The organism is Rhodococcus sp. NPDC076796, assembly GCF_040702765.1.
Lineage (GTDB): Bacteria > Actinomycetota > Actinomycetes > Mycobacteriales > Mycobacteriaceae > Rhodococcoides.
Genome location: NZ_JBFBMS010000009.1, coordinates 141,565 through 160,389 on the forward strand (window position 1 = coordinate 141,565; position 18,825 = coordinate 160,389).

General features: G+C 61.8%; 16 protein-coding genes. 1 reads left to right on the forward strand and 15 read right to left on the reverse strand.

All coding sequences use genetic code 11. The features are described from left to right. Window positions 1-41 precede the first annotated feature (41 nt). The 13 genes from AB0366_RS22410 to AB0366_RS22470 form a co-directional block, all read right to left on the reverse strand. A complete protein-coding gene (locus AB0366_RS22410) occupies window positions 42-368 on the reverse strand; it encodes a hypothetical protein (RefSeq protein WP_057473038.1) in 327 nt (108 codons plus the stop codon). 113 nt (window positions 369-481) lie between these two features. Beyond that, the gene (locus AB0366_RS22415) at window positions 482-823 is read right to left on the reverse strand and encodes a hypothetical protein (RefSeq protein ID WP_057473039.1); all 342 of its coding nucleotides are present in this window, start codon (window positions 821-823) and stop codon (window positions 482-484) included. A 128-nt stretch (window positions 824-951) separates the two neighbouring features. After that, window positions 952-1,386 (reverse strand): hypothetical protein, encoded by a 435-nt coding sequence (locus tag AB0366_RS22420; protein WP_366245878.1) that lies wholly within the window; start codon window positions 1,384-1,386, stop codon window positions 952-954. A 113-nt stretch (window positions 1,387-1,499) separates the two neighbouring features. Continuing rightward, window positions 1,500-2,000, reverse strand: coding sequence for a hypothetical protein (locus AB0366_RS22425; protein ID WP_032373175.1), 501 nt, complete (start codon window positions 1,998-2,000; stop codon window positions 1,500-1,502). 2 nt (window positions 2,001-2,002) lie between these two features. Then, a complete protein-coding gene (locus AB0366_RS22430) occupies window positions 2,003-2,281 on the reverse strand; it encodes a hypothetical protein (protein ID WP_209912151.1) in 279 nt (92 codons plus the stop codon). A 567-nt stretch (window positions 2,282-2,848) separates the two neighbouring features. Then, window positions 2,849-6,025: an ATP-dependent helicase gene (locus tag AB0366_RS22435; protein WP_366245879.1), complete on the reverse strand. Its 3,177-nt coding sequence runs from the start codon at window positions 6,023-6,025 to the stop codon at window positions 2,849-2,851. 256 nt (window positions 6,026-6,281) lie between these two features. Beyond that, on the reverse strand, window positions 6,282-6,656 hold the full coding sequence (locus AB0366_RS22440; RefSeq protein ID WP_032373173.1) for a hypothetical protein: 375 nt from the start codon (window positions 6,654-6,656) through the stop codon (window positions 6,282-6,284). A 142-nt stretch (window positions 6,657-6,798) separates the two neighbouring features. Beyond that, on the reverse strand, window positions 6,799-7,002 hold the full coding sequence (locus AB0366_RS22445) for a hypothetical protein (RefSeq protein ID WP_366245880.1): 204 nt from the start codon (window positions 7,000-7,002) through the stop codon (window positions 6,799-6,801). 94 nt (window positions 7,003-7,096) lie between these two features. Further along, the gene (locus AB0366_RS22450; RefSeq protein WP_052061377.1) at window positions 7,097-9,034 is read right to left on the reverse strand and encodes an AAA family ATPase; all 1,938 of its coding nucleotides are present in this window, start codon (window positions 9,032-9,034) and stop codon (window positions 7,097-7,099) included. Between the two features lie 116 nt (window positions 9,035-9,150). Next, window positions 9,151-10,986, reverse strand: a complete 1,836-nt coding sequence (locus AB0366_RS22455) for a hypothetical protein (RefSeq protein ID WP_366245881.1) — start codon at window positions 10,984-10,986, stop codon at window positions 9,151-9,153. Between the two features lie 116 nt (window positions 10,987-11,102). Beyond that, on the reverse strand, window positions 11,103-12,407 hold the full coding sequence (locus AB0366_RS22460; RefSeq protein WP_052062899.1) for an AAA family ATPase: 1,305 nt from the start codon (window positions 12,405-12,407) through the stop codon (window positions 11,103-11,105). A 184-nt stretch (window positions 12,408-12,591) separates the two neighbouring features. Next, window positions 12,592-13,563 carry a hypothetical protein gene (locus tag AB0366_RS22465; RefSeq protein ID WP_366245882.1) on the reverse strand — a complete coding sequence of 324 codons (972 nt, stop codon included), beginning with the start codon at window positions 13,561-13,563 and terminating at the stop codon, window positions 12,592-12,594. Window positions 13,564-13,811: 248 nt separating this feature from the next. Next, entirely contained in the window at window positions 13,812-14,804 is a 993-nt protein-coding gene (locus AB0366_RS22470) for a hypothetical protein (protein ID WP_366245883.1), read from the reverse strand. A 666-nt stretch (window positions 14,805-15,470) separates the two neighbouring features. On the opposite strand from AB0366_RS22470, the gene AB0366_RS22475 reads away from it, so the two are divergent. Then, window positions 15,471-15,842 carry a histone-like nucleoid-structuring protein Lsr2 gene (locus tag AB0366_RS22475; protein WP_032373169.1) on the forward strand — a complete coding sequence of 124 codons (372 nt, stop codon included), beginning with the start codon at window positions 15,471-15,473 and terminating at the stop codon, window positions 15,840-15,842. 59 nt (window positions 15,843-15,901) lie between these two features. On the opposite strand, the gene AB0366_RS22480 is transcribed toward AB0366_RS22475, so the two are convergent. Next, on the reverse strand, window positions 15,902-18,121 hold the full coding sequence (locus AB0366_RS22480; RefSeq protein ID WP_366245884.1) for an SNF2-related protein: 2,220 nt from the start codon (window positions 18,119-18,121) through the stop codon (window positions 15,902-15,904). Between the two features lie 25 nt (window positions 18,122-18,146). After that, a complete protein-coding gene (locus AB0366_RS22485) occupies window positions 18,147-18,737 on the reverse strand; it encodes a glutaredoxin domain-containing protein (RefSeq protein WP_057473047.1) in 591 nt (196 codons plus the stop codon). Between the last annotated feature and the right edge of the window lie 88 nt (window positions 18,738-18,825).

Sequence of the window (18,825 nt, forward strand, 5' to 3'; positions counted from 1 at the left end):
GCGGCGTTCTGGTTGGGAATCGAGCGATGGTCGATGTTCGATCAGAGTGGAGGTAGGGCGTCGTGACCGACGATGGTGCCTGCGTCGCGTGGTTCGCGTGGTTCGTCGCGGAGGATTCGGTAGATCACGGCTCCTGCAGCTGAGACGAGGCCGAGCATGCCGCCGGTGAGGACGACGGTCCAGGTCATGATGAAGGTGTTGCTGGGGTTGTTGCGGTTACTCCAGAACCCGAACGAGGTGATGATGATTCCGACGATCAGGAGCAGTAAGGACCACCTCGCGGCTCTGGTCTGACCCTCGGTGCGGAATGCGTACGACGCGATGGTGGCAATGATGATGACGCTCAGTCCGACGGCATGAATGGCCATGTGGCGTAGCTCCTTACGTTGCGCAGATCCAGCGTGTGGTCCTGTACGAAAAACGCCGCCTCGTGACGATACGAGGCGGCGTTCTGTGCGCATGGGCGCTGGGGAGAGTTCGACTAGCGGGGAGTGAGCGTGTTGTTGCCGATCACGAAGGGGCCGAAGAATGTCTCTCCGCCGATGTACAAGCGCTGGAAGCCGTCGTCGATGAATCCGCCGACAGGGAGGTCTTTGATCGTGTGCGTGATCGGTCCGATGGGCGAGAAGAGGGTGAGTTTGTCACCGTCTACTCGGGCCGGGGACGTCGACGGAATACCGAAGGCCGTCGTGGTGAAGGTGTAGTCACCGGAGGGGACGGCGGCCGAGGCGGCCGGCGCTGCGATGACCGAGCCGACGATGGCGGCACCGGTAGCTGCAACGGTGACTCCCACGGCGGCGATCCGGCGTGTGAACTTGTTCATGATCGTGTCCTCCCGACATATCGGCGACGACTCGGAACGGTTGCTCCGGGCGGTCGGTGCCGACTTCTAGTAAGAGGGTATATCGATAGTCCGCCAGATACTCCACGAGAAACTCCGAACGGGTCGAACTACGGGTTCGCAGGGCCGCTGGGCGCTCCGAGAAGACCGGCCGCGTCGAGGATCTCGAACGGGTATCCGCAGGCCTCTGGTGAGTCGATGCTGGGCTCGGTGATCGCGGCATCCGGAGTTGTGACTCCGAGTTGACCCCGCTCGCCATACTCCGACACCTTCAGAACTGCAGCGATCTGCTCGGGTGTCAGGCCTGCCCGGTTCTGGTCGAGTACGAAGTCGGTGTAGGGCAGGCATAGCCACTGAGTCACGGCGCTGGGGGCATCGTCCTGCCCGGCGACCGTTCGATCGAAAGCGGAGAGCAGAGCCCACCCTGCTGCCATAGCGACGAGAAAGACGACGAGGAGGACTGCCGTCAGGGTGGCCGTCACAGTTTGCGCGAGAGTGCTCTTGGGGCGTGAGGTCGGCTGGGCTTTGGTCGATTCAGGAATCATCGGTGTCTTTCGTGAGGGCCGGTTTCCGGCATCGGGGGCGGGAACGATTCGGGCCCCGGAGCGAGTGCTCCGAGGCCCGGTGATTGGTTGTGTGGCAATTAGTGATCGAAATGTCAGTCGCCGAACTCCGGTGACTTCTTCGGGGAGGCAGGGAAGCGATCGTTCGGCAAGTTGAGGAGCTTTGTTGCGATGGTGTCGCGATCGGCTCGCAAGAGCTCGTCGAGACTTACTCCCGATGGACGCCCGAGCCGTTGCCCGGTCAAGTGGTAGACCGAGCCGAGTTCGCGCTCACCGAGCTGGATCACCTCTCGAATGGGAGTTCCGCCGGCTTCATCGGCGGGACGTTCTCTCCAGACGAGTCGGTACTTGGGTTTCGAGTCGGGGTCTGTCTGGATGTAGACCTTGTTGCAGTCCGACAGATCGGGGTAGGAACCCATTCGTTCGAGAGGCCGCACGGGGATCTCCCCGTCGCGAATTGCCGCGAGTGCACTGAGAGTGACGGTGAGCAGGCGGCGGGATTCGCCTGTTGGATTACGGGCCGCGGCGGTCGCAAGGCTCTGGAGATCGCGCTCGAAGGCCGGATGCAGCGCGAGCTCGAAGGGTGACCCGGCCATGATCAGTCCTGGTTGGTTCGGGTCTGCTTGTCGGCCCAGTCTTCGCCGACCTCACCGAGCGTTCGCGCGAAGGCCTCGAGATCGGTCGTCGCGATGGTGGTGTCCGAGTCGTTCAGACGCCGATCGAGCTCGGAGTAGAACAGGTCTTCGGAGTCGAGTACTCGACGGTCGTACTCTCGCAGACGGAGAAGGTCGGCGATGGGAATCAAGGCGGCGACAGGCTTGTCGTTGGCACCGATGATCATAGGCTCCGGCAGACCTTCGGCGAAGCGGCCGATCATCCGCAGAACTAGGCCAGGGGCCTGCGCCAAAGGTATGAGGTTGAAAGGTTCATCAGTATTCTGACTCTGAGCGTCGGGCATGGTGTTCTCTTTCGGTGTCGTGTCGCAACCTGAATCTGAAGTAGTGAAACTGGCTTCGCGGTTCCTCTCCGACGGGCTGCAAAAATCCTAGACCTGCTGGTATCCGACAAGGGGCATGTCATCTCCGGCCGTGGGGCCATCCGGGTCGATGAGAGTCCCTGCTTGGGTCAGATCGGCGGCTGGCTGAGTGTAGTGCTTACCACTTCCCTCCGACCGGTATATCAAGGTCAGCTCACTGATTGGCCGATAATTATTTGTATCCTCCATTACGTCTTCCTAATAATGTGTGACAGGTCACAAGTGGGCTGGTGGGTTTTATGAGAATTCGGGCTGGAGCCGATCAATCTGATTTTGCAGCCGCGCATTCTTTGCGTGGGGGCCTTGTGCAACTGACCAGAAGAAGATCAACTCCGGGGCGGTCGATTGGACCGCCCCGGAGTTGATGGTGAACAGACTCTGCATTTCAGGAACGATCACGCTCACCGATCAAAATGGTGTCTCCTGCCCGTCTCCGGCGACCGTGGACGCCGACACGGGTACTCGTGTGTCTATACCGACCTCGATGCCGAGCGCATTGATCTGATCGACGACATCACCTGTGACCAGGTCCGCCTCAGCGACCTCCACAATGCCGATCTCGTCATCACTCGGAGCTGCTGCGTTCTCGACCTCTCTTCGACGCAGAGCGTCGACCACAGCTTCGTAGTCGGTCTCGATCCGAGGCTTTGCGGTAGAAACACCCGCGAGGATGACCTCGTCCATCTTGGCCCGAGTCAGCGCCACGTACAGGAGGCGCTTGTACGACTCGTCCTTGCGACTGTTCGAGGTCTCGGGCTGCAGCACGACCACCACGTGGTCGAACTCCATTCCCTTGACACCGTGGACGGTCGAGACCATGAGCTTGGGGTCACGAGCGGCCATCTCCTCTTTGCGGATTGCGTTCTTCTGACCGGTCAGCGAATTCCGGATCGCGTTGTTACGAATTTCGTAGTCCAGAATCGACTTTCGCAGGTACAGGAAGAAGTTGGCATCGGTCATCATTCCCGAGGCCACCATGGCAAGCCATCCCTGGCACGGACCATTGGTCTGCTTCCACCAATCGACCAACGCATCGGTGAGGATGCGCTCGGCGATCTCGGTGTTACGAGGCTCCAGGGAGCTGATCTGCGTGCGGATCTGCTGATGGAACGTGAACGGAGCGACAGCAGGTTCGACACAGGTCACCTGATCCCAGTGACGCGCAATGAAGGTGGAGAAGGTCTTCATGCTGTACGCGCGATCGCTGACGAGGTTGTGGACAGCCTCGTCCGGGAACATCTCGACGAGAACCTCCTGAGCCATCTTGGCGTGACGGCGGGTCTGGCACAGTACGACAGTGGTGTCGCGGGCCGCGAGATTGTTCGTGAAGTACTCCGTGAGTTTCTCGCCGCGCAGATACTGCTTGAGATTCTGATCGAAAGCCTTCTGTGTTCCGCAGGACTTGCTCATCAGACGCACCGAAGCCGTGAAGCTATCCACCGTCGACGTCACGACGGAGTTGGCCTGCAACTGGATGTTGGTGAACCGATTGGCTTCGATGTCGCTCAGATGGATATTGGCGAAGTCGAGGATTTCCTGAGCCGATCTGTAGTTCGTGGACAGTTTGCAGACCGTGAATACCCCGGAGGCCTCCAGCGCGGACAGTGCCTTCGGATTCGCCGCCCGAAACTCGTAGAGGGTCTGGCTGGCGTCGCCGACCATGTACAGCGCGCACTGATGCTTTGCTGCATAACGCATGGCGTAGACGAACTGGAAGGCGCTGTTGTCCTGCACCTCGTCGATGATCAGGTAGGCGGGGCTGGCGTACGGCTCCACAAGCCTGTCGATGAGAAGGTACGACAGAATGATCTCGAGTTCGAGAGTCGTCTGACCGATTGTGTTGAGGATGGTCACGACCTCGCTGGTGTAGCGCTCGATGAACGCACTCATCGCGATGATGTCCGCGTTCGTCTCCTTGGTGATCGAGTTGCTCACCAACCGGTAGAATTCGCTGAGGACTTCGTCGGTGTGGACCTTCGCTCCGAAGTAGATGCCCAGCGAGTTCCTGATTGTCTCCATTGTGGAGAGCTCTTGGTCGGCGAAGTTCGTCGTGTAGATCTCGTGGATCATTCTGGCGATCGTCTTGGACTCGACGCCGGGATTGCGATCTCGGATCTCGTCCGCCGCGGCGTTCGTGAAGGACAGCGTCAGAATCGAGCTGGCCGGAACGGAGCAGCCTTGGGTGAGCATCTTGATGCGTTCGGTGATCGTCCAGGTCTTCCCCGCGCCCGCGCCGGCCACCACCATCACCAGCGGATCGGTCGTCTGCACGGCCTCACGCTGCTGAATCGAGGCGTAGTCCGGAATGGTGTACCGCGCAGGATCGACGGGGCCCGGTACTGGCAGTAGATGTTTGACGGCATTGAGGCGTTGCAGTTCAGCGTTCTGCTTGAGCTGCATGTTGCGTGAGATCAGGGCCGACGAGATCGGCCCCGAGCCGTCCAGTTCGAGCAGCCCCGCATAGATCGCGGTGTAGGCCTCCAACGGAGTGGCGAAGTTGTCCAGGAACGCCAGCTCGCGGCCAGCGGAATCCATCTCGACCACCTCGACGCTCGTGCCGCGCGCCGTTGCAAGCCAGTTAGCTGCGGAGTAGAGCCGGTTGATGAAGGACATGATGGGTTCGACGACGAGCTCGGTTTGAAAGAGCTCGGCCGCGCTGCACAGGCGGTCGTAGACCGAGTAGTGATCGAGCGACCAGGAGACGAAGCCTTTCTTGTCGAAAGCCGGCAGGGACACCGAACGACCCGCCAGATAGCCCACTGTGGACTCGATCATCTCGGCCAGCGTCTCGGGGACGTTGAACGAATAGTTGATCGACACGAACGATTCGACGCCTTCGAACCTCAGCGGATCATGGGTCACGACGTCAGTGACAGCGGCGATCTCGCTGATCGACGGAGCAGTAACAGGATGGCCGTCGGAATCGAGAAGCACTGTGGTGCCGTCGACTTCGTACAGCTCGTCGGTGTGCTCACCTTCTGCGATCACGTACAGCTCCACCCGGTACCGAATGTGGGTGGTCTTGGTCCAGGCGTTCTTACCGGTGCTGACGTCCATGATGCCGCGGTCACGCAACACCACGAGCTGCGGTTCGAGGTTGAGCCACAGGCGGAAACCGGGTACACCGCCGCCGAGGGCCTTGCTCACGTCGAACATGTCCTCGACGAGACGGACCGAGACCTTCTTGCCCTTCTTCTCTTCCTCGAAGTGGGCGGTGGGCGGCACTGGGAAACGGTAGAGGTACGGGGCGGCGTCGAGCTCGGCGGCCGTCTGGCCCGCTTGGGAACGGGCGACGTCGATCGCGTACACGCGCTGCAGCGCTTCTTCGAAGTGCAGCTCGAGCAATGGCTGAGTGACGAGAGTGCGAACAGAGGTCTCGCCGTCGATCTGCTCCTTGGTCGGAGCATCGACCTTCGGTATGGGGTCGTAGCTCAGGTCGGGATTGGCCGGATGCACGGAGATGTCGATGCGGCCACGGTTGCCACCGGTTCCGCTGATGTCCTTGTGGAAATCTTTCGGGGTGTACTTCGGTTCGAGGTTCTGACCTGAAAGGTCGTCTTCGATGATGAGCGGCTGGATCGGCATGCCGGTCTCCTTTTCACGTGGTCAGTGGTGGCGTCTGTGGTGGTCCAGCTCGCTGAAGTCCCGCGATCCAGCCGGCACTCAGCCCGGCTGGTGAGCTGTCTCTGACTCCCTCCGGCGCGCCCGATGGGCGCGCGCACTGCGCTCTGCAGTCCGATCAAGGCGATGAGCCACCCCATACCGACCCGAATGGATCCTCTCGGCGAAATATCGCGACCGGGGCAGCAGCAAGCCGCCCCGGTCGGAAGGTGGTCTCAGGTCAGAACTGATCCAGCGCGAGCAGGGAGAGAATCCGGTCCTCTTCGTCGGCCCCCTCGGGCAACCAGTTGCCGATAACAGCCGTCTCGGGACGACCGCGGTCAGGCTTGGCGGTTCCGACGCCGAACAGCGAGAGTGGCGAGGTGGTGACCGAATCGGCGCGCTGATCTTCGTGGATCTGCACCGCTTGGTCGACGAGAAGAGTCAGAGCGTGCTCGAAGGTGAACAGACCGCCGTTCTCGATGGCCCAGACCAGAGCGTCGGTGGCAGACTCGCCACTGTCCTGATGGATGTTCTCGCACGAAATCACCGTGGTTGCGGCTGCTTCGGTGAGATTTTGTGCGTAGGCGCTCGGGGCCAGTTGCAGGAAAGTCATGATGTCTCCTCGTTGGTGTCCCCGTGAGTGGGGTGGGTGGGTGTCGGTCAGATGGCCGTGAGCCGTCGCGCTCATCGGCGGATGGCCCATAATTGGGCCGAACGTGCGGCCCAGATCAGTTGTCGCCGTAGTGATTTGCGACTTAGTCGTCGATCTCGGCCTCGATCGCCGAGGCTGCACCGGGGTCTACGAGATGCGGAGCGATGGCCAGCCGGTAGCTCGATCTCAAGTCGTCTATGAGCTCGAAGACCAGTTCCTTGGTGTCGAGGTCGGCGAGTCCTCGTATGGCCTGATCGAGATCGCTGATGATCTCGTCGGGGCTGCGGGTTTCGAAAGGCGTGGTCATGGTTGTGTCTCTTCTCGGGTGGGCGGGCCTGCCCCGTCTAGAGCGCGCAGGGGCCTCGCGAGTCGCGAGACCCCTGCGCTGTGCGGGTGAATTACTAGCTGGGATCGAGAATCTCCTCGATCCAGTTCCGGACCGTCGGCTCGGCCGGCCGCGCGCCCTGGGCGGCCACGTAGCTGCTGTCGATGAAGTCGGCGATCTGGTCGTCGCTCAGCTCCTCGGGCAGTGACGCAGCCAAGAACGGGTTGGTTTTCTCGATCTCGGCACGAAGGCGCACGAATGCAGCAGCGAGCACTTTCCCGTACGTCTGCTCCGAGATCAGGTCGAAGGCGACAATCCAGGAGAACCTGCCCAGCAGCTCGGGCTCGAAACCGCCTCCACCACCATGTGTTTCGGTGAGCGCCTTCGTCAGCTGCTCTCGTGTCAAGGAGTTCGCTCCCGCCGGCGACGTCGAGCTGAAGCCCAGCGACATTCCACCCTTGGAGATCGCGTCACGACCAGCGTTGGTGGTGGCGATGATCAGAGCCTTGGAGAAGTCGACCGTTTTGCCAGACGCCATGCGCACCGTGCCTTCCTGCAACGCTGCCAGGAAGATCCGCTGCACGTCGCGGTGGGCCTTCTCGAACTCGTCGAGGACGATCACCTGTCGCGGGTTGGCGTCCAACGGGTCGAAGGGCATCTCTTTGTTCGAGTCCGACCCGACGTACCCGGGAGCGGATCCGAGCAGTCGCGTGATCGACATAGATTCGGAGTACTCGGCCATGTTGAAGATGATCGGCTCGGTACCCATGATCGAATGCGCGATCTGCCGGGCAACCTCGGTCTTACCGACACCAGAGGTACCGGCGAACATCCAGCCCATGGGCTGACGGCGCGGGAAGATCCCGCGAGCGTCCCTGCGCAGGAGTGTGATTGCTCTGGCACACACCAGCTCCTGACCCTCGATGCGGGCGAGTGCTTCCGTCAGAGCAGATTCGTCGAATCCGCGAGCGACGGCGTCGGAGCCGTGCATGCTTTCCGCGGTCTCTTTGATCACTGCTCGGGTCAATGGAAGTGCGTCCGTGGGAGCCATCAGCGCAGCGATGTCCGGCTTGTGCCTCTTGATCGTGAGCTTGGCCAGCGACCTGTCCAGGAGGGTCAGGGCACTGTCCGGGCGGTGGAGGGTGGTGAGGTGCTCGTCGGCAAGGGTGATGACGTGATCGAGAACGGTCTCGTCCGCCGACACAGACTTCTTGTAGTGGGTCAACAGACCCGGCAGGACTGTGCGCAGGACCTGCAGAGTTTGATCCTGGTTGAGCTCGGAGACCCCGATCCGGGTGAAGCGACGCGCGAACGCCGGATCCGACGTCAGACGGCGGCCCTCTTGATCGGTGGTGGCTCCGATGACCCGGAGATCGCCGCGAGCGAGAGCCGGTTTGAGCGATTGTGCGAGTTCTTCGTGCGAAGTGGAGCCGTGGCCGTCAGCGGGAACGAGCTGGTGGATCTCGTCGATGAAGAGGATGACGCCGTTCTTCGGCTCCTTCGCGAACGCGATGAGCGCCTCGAGCTTCTGCTCCATCATGCCGCGGTACATCGTCCCGGCCATCAGCGACGACAGATTCAGTTCGTAGATCGTCTTGTTCTTCAGTCGCGGCGGAACCGACGGGTCCTTGGTAGCGATCCGACGAGCCAACTCCTCGACGATGCGGGTTTTGCCGACACCGGCTGGGCCCAGAAGGATCGCGCTGGGCTTGTTCTTGCTGATGAGGGCTGCTGCCGTGCGGTCGATCACTTCGTCCCGGTACTCGGCCGGCAGCGCGGAGGCGAACTTTTCGTTGTAGTCGGTGAGCATGGACTTGGCGACGTCGTCGGGGTCCTCGGGTGCCGCCCCGCCGGGCAGAAATCCGCCCATGAGCGCACCGAGTGCACTACCCGACATCGGGGTGGCCGATCCGGGACCGGCGCCGGATCCCGTCTTGTCGTCGTCGGAGAAGTCGTGCATGTCCTTGGCTACAACCGTGAATCCGTTGTCGCGCAGAGCAGTGTGGTGTGTCATGGGTGAGATGTCCTCTCTCGGAATGGATCAGCAGCGCGGCGGTGGCCACGAGGTCTATGGGGAAGTTCGACTGGCGAAGGGGAGACGAGAGTGAAGATCCCGTCTCCCCGTGTCGGTCAGCGGTTGTCGAGCGCCGCCCCCGCATAGCCCATGCCGAGGATCTTGGCGTCGATGTTCGGATCGAGCGGGCGCATCGAGTTGATGAAATTGGCGCAGTTGTACTTGACCGAATCCCAGCTGTGCACGTTCGAGCGGTCGAATGCCGGGAGGTAGACGACGTTCTCCGGGTGGGTGAACATGTGCGAGGAGTTCGCGACCCAGCCGAAGTCGGTGGCGACGACGTTGAGCCGACGGCGACGGTCCACGCTGGCCTGGACGAAGTCGTAGATCAGGGTGAAGTTGTTGCCGCCCCCGACTTTTGGCACTGCGGCAATCAGTTTTCTCATCTGGTCGATCGACTTGCCTTTGACCGGCAACAAAATCTCCGGAGCGAGCAGGTGGCTGTGCGAGCTGAAATAGAAGTTCATGTCGAACTTCTTGGCCATCATCATCAGGAACAGGGCGCCGTCCATGTAGTCCTCGAGGCTCATCGAGCCGGAGGTGTCCGGGTAGTAGTGAATGTCGGGCATGAACTCCTTGCGCAGGGTGGTGCCCGGTACGTCTGGGCTGTCGGGTCGACGGCGGTTGGCCCGGGAGAAGGTTTTCTGCCGGTAGAGCCGGACGTTCTCCGACTTGTTGACTTTCGCCATGCGGTCGAGCTTGAGCCGCAGGTCCATCAGGATCTGCTTCGGCGGTGGGGCCGAGTCGAAGAAGTCACCTGCCTGGGTATCTCGGCGAGTCTTTTCTTCGAGTTGACTACGTGAGTTGACAGCCGTTCGCTGGGCATTTCGCAGCCGGTTGGCGGCTGCGCCGAGGCGGGTGATCGTCCTCATCGACATGATTTTCAAACCACTGTTGAGCTGCTTGGTCACCCACGTCCACTGAGCCCTGATGTCGGACGGAACGCGTCGGGCGTGGGCGTCGAGATTGACGAAGACAATGGTCTCGGGGCAGATCAGTTCGCTGAGGTCGAAGGGCATCAGCGCCGCATGCGCAGGCACGGCATCTGCTGCTGCCGTTGCCCGTTCGCTCTTGACGAAGGTGAAGAGCGAGTGCACGACCAGTCGGGCGAACGAGTAGTCCTCGGTGGGTGTGCCGGCGCGCGAACGCAGACGGAGAGTCTCGGTGAGATCGTTCAGGTCGATGGCTGCACACTGACGGCACTTGTCGAGAACATCCGAGGAGATCTTGCTGCTGGCGTGCAGGGCCGTCGCCACCATCATCAGATGTTCGCCGAAGCGCTCGAAGGTGTCCGGGCCGAGCATCGCGACGCCGAGGGTCGGGGGACGGAAAGTCGCCGCCAGAGCGACGAAGAACTGCGTCCATGCGGTGTCTCCCTCGTCATATGCGGTCGGTGATGCGCCGGCACCGATGAGTGCGAGCAGCTCCTTCGCTGCGGGTGAGACGGAGTTCTCGGCCGAGTAGATCACCCGTCCCGGTTCCGGGGCCGGCATTCCAAGTTCGCCCAGGCCCTGATTCAGGAAAACGTGACGAACGTAGGGATGCGACGTACGCGAGATCGCAGATGTCGTCTGTGCCAGCAGATCCAGAGCAGCGGCATTGCTCTCCGGTGTGTCGCCGCGGGTCTCGCCGGTGAAGGCGTCGACGAGAATCGGAGTGGCCAGGACCGTTCCGAGAGCTTCTGATGAGATCGGGTTGCCCGACACCGAGTCCACGGCGGTCGCCGGCACGCTGGGGACCAGCGGCGAGAGCAGATGCGAGAAGGCAAATTTCGAGAGCACCGCGGTGGGGTCGTACTCGATGCCGGGATCGGCCGAGTCGGTGACGAGTGGCGGCGGGAAGTCGAATGCGCTGAGACGGTGAGGCGTCTGCCCCGAGATGACGATTGCCATGGGAATGGCCCTTTCTTGGTGTGCGAGAAGTGGTCTCGGATGTGTGTCGAACCATCTCCGGGAACGCCGAAGCCCCGGATCGCAGCGAAGCGATCCGGGGCCGTGGTGTCAAACGGTCAGGCTGCGAGGAAGTCGTGAATCCGCGACAGCGACAGGACCAGTGGGGCGTTGGACTTGTCCAGGAAGTAGCTCACCGATGCGGGGTTGAGCGCATTGGACGTTGCTCGGTTCAGCAGGGCGCTCTGCTGATCTTTCGTGAGCGAGGAGAGCGCGCCGTCGTCGACGATCCGATCGAGAACCTTCTTGGTGAGATCGTTCTCTGCCTTGGTTGTCAGGGCGAAGATGAGCACGTCGGCCTGCTTGTCCGTGGTCAGAGAGGACACGATCTGTTCGATCTGGTTCTGGGTCGTCGCTGCACGCAGCTTGTCCCAGGCCGCCGGGCGGGCGATGGTCATCGACCCCGGTCCTGAGCTCGCGGCGGGTGCCAGCAAGGACACCAGCAGTTTGGCGTGGACTTCGTTCGTGAACGCGGTGTTGCCGGTGTGAGCAAGCATGCCGAGCATCAGCTCGGTGGTCGCCTGCCCGTCGGGACCGACAGCTTCCTCGACGGCTAGTTCCGCCATGACCGTGGCACCGAGCTCGTTCATCCAGAGATTGAGCCCCTCGATGGTGCGCGGTGCCGTGTACTGACTCATGTCTTGCGAGTCGTCCATCTGGGTGGAGAACTCCGCCATCTGCCGATCGGAGACGGCCCCTGCACTGACGCTGGGATCATCGTCGTCGTCCGGAGTGGCGACGATCAGCCCGGCCGGGACTGGGCTCTGAAGAACCCAGTCCGGATGCTCGGTGAGCACCTGCCGGATAGCCGGCTGCATGTCGTCGCCGAGCAGATCCAAGAGGACCTTCGCATCGGGACGCACGGGGTACAGCGCGAAGCGCGTGAGCGAGGCCGAGTCGAGCATGGAGATGTTGCCCTTGTCGTTGCCGGTGACGATGAATCGGATGTTGTCGGCGAGCTTCAGATTGCCGCATCGACGAGAGGTCAGCAGTGTCAGTGCGGCAGAGGTGACGTCGGCGCTGGTGCGGTTGATCTCGTCGAGCAAGATGATGACCAGAGTGTCGGGATTGGCCTCGGCATGATCGTTGGCCTCCTGAATCGTGTAGTGCGGGAAAAAGATCTGCACGAAACGATTGGGGTTCTTCGGATCCGGAACGGTCCGTACGCCGGTCAGATCGGCTGCGTCGGAGAGTGTGTTGACGTCGATGGAGAACACTGCGAAGTCGCCGTTCTTGGCCAGCGCGTTGACTGCCATCGTCTTGCCGATCGCGGGCGGCCCGAGAAGGCAGGGCGCGACCCGCGTATTGCGCAGGTCCGGCCGGAGGTGGCGCAGGATGAATTCTTCGTTCAGGAGGAAGGTCATGTCTGGGATCTCTTTCGTGTCGGTGTGGTGTCGTAAGAGGGGCTGTGTTCGGTCGAGAGGGGTCGTTCGCCCTCGGGGCAGACACCTCGCTCGGACAACCTCCGGTCGCGCCTTCGGCGTCGCCGCCGTCGTTGCACGTCGAACACTCCCGCCAGCACTCCTCTCTCAACCCACCACTTGCTCTTCAGCTTTGGGTATCGAGATGATTCAGCGCTTCGGCGCAGCGTTTGAGCAGGTAGGAGGCACCGGATCGGCGTTCGTCGTGCTTCGCCCGAGGAGGGAGGGTGCGGCGAGCGACGTGGTGCACGACCCGCAGAACTTGCTGAGCGGTCTGTTCCGAAGTGGCCGTGGAGGTTCCGGTGATCCGGTCGATCGAATGCCTGACATGAAGTTTGGCGTGTGCGATCGCAGCAATCCGGATCAGCCGGGACATCTCCCAACGGGAGGTGTCCCCACCGAAGTCGTCGTCGAGATCCCGGGCGCTCTCGTGCCCCAGGCTTTCGATCACTGTGTGGACGACCTCGAATTCCATCGGTGTCAGATCGGGGCCGTCGGCCAGTGCGAGCATCTGGTCGTACTGCCCGGACGTTCCTTCGTTGGCGGCTTCGCCGCCCGGCGCGATCTCGATCAACTGCCCGAACACGCCTTCCCATGTCAGCATCTCGCCCGTTGGTTCGGCTGCCGCAGCAGAGAGCCGTTGCGAGGGAATCTGCCTGCGGGTGAACGTCGTCCAGTGGTAAAGCAGAACCTCGTACCAACGTTGCGGGTGCTGAAGCTTGGTCGCGCGCGCCGCCCGCGGGAACGACGCGATGTTCGACGGCACCGGCAGCAGCACGTGGTATCCACGCCCTGATCCCGATACCTCCGCATAGAGGGCTGCCGGCTCGGGCGACGCGGTGTTTCCGGTCACCAGACGAAGTAGCTGATCGACGACCCCAGTGGGGCACTCGGGTTCGATGTCGAGAACCATCAACCCACTCGATCGCCAGTCCAGATGAGTAGCGACGTTGCTCGCGTTCGGGAGCGCTGAGGTGAGCTCGTCGAGGGTCAGTAGCTGAGCGTCGGCCTTCGAGAGCTGAGCGCCGTGAACCTCGGAGCAGTCGGCTCTGCCGCAGCGTGAACACTGCGAAACGTCGAGGGCCGCGACGATGTCCACGGGACGTTTGTTCGCATCGGAGACTGTCCAGAGTCGTTGAGCAGCAAGCGATGAACGGATGTGCGGGTTCGTGTAGAACTCCGGAAAGGTCGAGGACGGGTGCGGGTGTGTGCCCATGAGTGGAATCGGCCCTTCTGTTCGTGAGTGGTCGGTGTGGGCGGAAAAAGCACAGGGCCGCGAGACCCTCTTTCGAGGAGCCCGCGGCCCTGTGGTGGTCGGATCCGAAGATCTGTGACCGGAGGAAAAGCTCAGGCCGGAAGTTGGATTCCCGCGCCGCCCCAGCTGGGAGAAGGCGTACCGGCGAAGGGATCGTCGGGATTCCCTGCAGGCGCACCCGGGGCTGCTACCTGGTAAGCGGCGGCCACGGGAACGATCGGCTGTACCGGAGCCATCGGCTGTACCGGAGCCATCGGCGCAGCGGGAGCGACCGGTGCGGAAGGTGCCGCGGGCTGTGCGGCTGCGGCCGGCTGGATGGGTGCCACCGGAGCTGCAGGAGCCAGGGGCGCACTCGGAGCTGCGGGAGCTGCCGGCGCGACGGGAGCGGGGGCAGCTACCGGCTGGACCGGAGCTGAAGGTGCCACGGGCGCCGCCGGCAGGCCCGATGCGTCGGTCCCGACGATCTCGTTGGGAACGTCGGTTTCGACGCCGTTGGTGGCGACCAGAGGCGTCGAGAACGTGATTCCGTAGGAGCTGAGATCGAGATTGCGCGCACCGGACTTCGGCGCGTACGGCACCTCTGGGGTCGAGAGGATGATCGCTTCCAGACCGAGACCGAGCTTCTGGTACTCCCGCCCTTTCTTGTCCTTCGACTGGAAGGTCGTGACGACGATCCGGACGATGGTGTCCCTGGCGATTTCACCTTCGACGTCGACGACCTGACGGTACGAGCCGGGGTTCTCCGGGTCCACCGTGAGCAGGACCGGAAGACTCTTCGTGACGTTCTTCGCCTCGAATCCGAGTCCCTTCTCAGGGTTCTTCTTGTGCTCGAAGAACAGGCTCTGCACATACGCCTCTTCCCAGCTCAGCTGAACCGGGTTGGCGGGCACGATCTCGGCCTTGGACAGAACCATCAACGTGTGTGGACTGTCGGTCGGATACTGGCTCTTGGCGTTGGCAACACGACGCTGCAGTTCGACACCGTCGATCAGGCTCGCGGTACGTGCGAAGGAGATAGCTCCCTGGACGACGATGACCTGTCCAGGACGGATGTTCTCGGCGGTGGGTGTGGTCGGTGCGGTCATGATGACTTCTTCCTGTGCGTGGTGTGGTCGGTGCGGTCGGTTTCAATGTCCCGACTCGGCGTATGCGCACGAGCGGTGTTTACGTGTGCCAGTCGGGACTCACATGCGTGAGCACGGCGCGCCCCGACAGGGGCTGGCAGCTCGGAGATTTCTTTGCAAGAGGTAGTGGCCGGGCGCGGGCGCTCGACCTGTCTCAATCGGTATTCGGGGGTGGGCGTCCATCAGGTGAGCCACCCTGGCGCAGTCCTGTTCTTTCAGTCCGCGCCAGGGTGGCTCAACCCCACTGGAGATGACGGGCCTTCCACAGCTCGTTGTTCTCCACTTTTCACAGACACACCGCAACCCTTCCTGCGGGCGCCTCCGGCGCGCGCGGCGGTAACGAATGGTTTCGAACACGGCTCTTTTTTCGCAGAAGTGTCTTCACTGCCCGAACCGTCAAAAACTACAGATTTTCCTATACAAACCACAGATTTCTTAGTGATCCAGGTCATGTTTTGATGGCACATCATATAGTTGCCAAGTTTTTCCTCGATAAAAACTTTGTCCCTCCCACACGCGCCTGACCTGTGCAAAGAGAATATCCAGACCGCATCCATGTAATATTCGAGATTAATGAGGCCGGCATGGTGTGGTGGCACAGTGACACAAGGGTGAGGTTGCACGCTGATGACGATCAAGGAATCGACGACGGTCTACAGTGACGCCACGGGTGAGGTGGTCGAGAACTGGTACCGGGTGGGTGTCGTGTTCGACAACGCCATTTGGGTCGTCGACGTAGACCGAGACAAGCTGGAAGACGAGCTGAAGGCGATCACCGTCTACGACGTGGTCAAGAAGGGTCGCCGAGTCAAGAAAGTCGGTCGCAACGCCCACGGGTCATTGAACGCTGCCATGCATCACGAAGCCAGGCTGTGGGCCAAGGCCAACGGTATCGATGTAGGCGATCGCGGGATGGTCAGCAAGGAGATCATCACCAAGTACCACGAGGCCAAAGGCATCGGACCTATCAGCTTGCTGGATCCCGCACACAGCGAGTAACACCGTTTGACGGCATAAAACACACCCCCGCACCGTCCGGTGCGGGGGTGTGTTCGCTTCTATCGACTCGAATTGGCCTCGGCGATGGCACCGGCCATCGCCGTCTTGAACTCGGACCGAGTTGCCTGCATCAGACGCTGCTGACTGGCCTGTTTGTCCGACAGAGCGCCGGGCATCGCCATGTCGATGGTCCCCTCGGTCAAGATCGTATGCACGACAACCGGTTTGCTCTGACCGAGACGATTGAGCCGGGCCGGGGTCTGTCCGAAGTGTTCGTTCGAGTCCGGCAGGGTCGTCCAGATCAGCGTGTGACCACCGAACTGCAGATTGAGTCCGTGCCCGGCACTGGCCGGATGGACGAGCATGATCGGAATCTCACCTCTGTTCCAGGCCTTCTTGGTGTCGGGCATGCCGTTGTACGCACGAGCACCGGGATACCCGGCGCGTTGCAGACGGTGGAGCAGAATCGTCTTCTCGAAGTCGAATCGATAGGCGATCAGGATCGATCCACCATCCCCGCCAGCGAAGTGGCGGTCGCAGATCTCGATCACTCGGTCGAACTTGGCCGAGTGCAGTCGCAATGTCGGCCGAGTGGTCAGTTCGGTCGCCCCGGCGTAGCCGTCGGTGTCCTTGTCGATGTCGAGATAGACCGCACCAGAGGCGAACTGGAGCAGCTTGTTTCGTAGCACACCGCCGTTGACTGCCTCGATGTAGAAGGCGGAGGCGTCATCGAGAGTTACCGCATCGTGTGCGACCTGCGCACGGGTGCGATCCCCGGTGGTCTCGACAGCTCGGCACCTGGCTGCGGCAACAAGGGTGTCGATCTCGTCCTTGCCCACGCCATTCCTGACTGCCTGCATTCGCGCAGCATCATCGGCGGCGGTGACTGCGTACATGTCCGCTGTGGCCTCCATGGCCTCGTCGTACGCGCGGAGTCGTAGTTCGGCGAGACCGGTCAGCAGGACTGACAACAGCGCGTCTCGCCCGAACGTTTCGTAGGCACCGAGTAAGTCCGAGGTCATCGGCACGACGTGGGTGACCGGTGGCGCGAATCCGATGAGCTCGAGTTCGGTGTTCTCCGCAGAGATAGCCAGATGCGAAATCGCTCGATGCAACTGGGTTTCGTTGTGGCGACTGATTTCCCACCGAGTCACTTGATTCCGAACGACTTGCTCCGGGGTGAACCAGGTTGCGAGGTGGTCGGTGTAACTTGTGCCGAACGTGAGGCCCCGATCGAGGAGGAAGATTTGGGGCCAAATTTCGTGCGCCCCCTCGGGCGTCGGTGTGCCGGACAGTTCGATGATGCGCCGGATGTGCGGTCGCACCGCGGCCATTGCCTTCCAGCGCAAGGATTGGGGGTTTTTGAACCCCTGGGCCTCGTCGATGATGACCGTCGGGAACGGCCACAGCGAGTAGTCGGCCTTGGCCACATGAGCGGCGACCCTGAACTTGCGGCCGGTGACATCGGTGATCACCGCGGCGAGGTCTTCGCGCACTTGCTCGGAGCGAAGCAGTTTCGCCGATGCCGGATCACTGTGTGCAACAACTACTGTCGGCGGGCCACCGGAGGCAGTGGCAGGTTTGAGCTTGGTCAAGCTGGCCTCGCTGAAGGCCTTTCCGATTGCCCGATAGTGGCCCTCGATCGCGACCCTTTCATCGTCGGGTGAACCTTCGATTCGAGACAGAAGCAGTGAGGCAAAGTGGCGCTCGATCTCATCCCGTGCATCTCGCACGGCGTCGAGATCGATGACATCGTCGTCGCGTGTAGCACCGACCGGTCGTACCCGAGGCTCGCCCGCATAGATGATCCGTCTGACCAACTCGGTGAAGCGGTCCGAGCCGACAGTGTAGAGACCGGCGGCGTCGGTTCCCAGGTTGTCCACGAGCGCTCGGAACTCCTCGGGCTTGAGGTTTCGCTGCCTTTTGCTGGGTCGTCCACTCTTGCTTCGCATCCCCGGCGGGGTGATGTTCAGCGAGGTCACGCGCAGAGGGATGTTCCAATCGAAGATCTCCTCCGGCCAAGTATCGACAGCAATGTTCCGAGGGGCCACGACCAGGATATGGCCGGGCTCGCGCAGGTAGGACAGGGCAGAGAGTGTGACCAGGGTCTTGCCGCTACCCATGGTCATCCACACCGCCGATGCCGGCCGGGTGAGGATGAATTCGCGTACCCGCTTCTGAAAGGGCTTGAGACTGTCCTCGATCTTTTGCATCCAGGCAGGCACTGCTGACTGAAGTGCGGCGGATGTCTCGGCCACGGTGGGAAGTACGGCGGTCATCGTCATCTCCAGACGTGAAATCGGGTCAGTGAAGCGGGGGAGTGGACTCAGAGCGTGAAATGTCGAGCAGGGTGCTCGATGCCGAGAGGGGCTGCGGCGCTGCTGCACGAGAGACCTGTTCGTTGGGGCAGTCGGAATGACTCGCCGCGAGTGCTGCGAAGACATCCGGTCGGATGAAGGGGCAGCTTTGACCCGGTTCGATTGCGGAACCGAGGTCGGCGACGTACAGATCGACCGATGGGAGATCGAGGGAGTCTTCGAGATCGCGCAGACGTGAGCGGATCGCTTTGACGGCGAGCTGGGCGAGATCGGAACTGAACCCGCTGAAGTAGGTCGGTGTCGTGAACGTGTTGTGTATCAGCACGATTGGAGTCTGCGCGACGTGAAGTTCACCGTGGAAGAGCTGGTAGGCGTCGGGCTCGTCATCGAGTGGGGCAGCGACTACCGGGATTTTTGCGGCCTTGAACAAGGTCTTGAGTCGGTCACAGTTCGGGCAGTGCGGCAGGGTGTACATCACGGCGTGGGGGAGCAAGGGGTGCAAGGGTGCGAGTCCGCTGAGGTCTGGTCCTTGTGCGGTCAGTTCGGAATCGGAAACGCTGCTCAATGGAGAGATCATTTGGGTGTTGCCTCTTTTCGTGGTGGTTGTCGATGATCGGCACTGCTGCTGGCCTATCGGGGAAGAGAGTCGGCCGCCGGCGATGTGC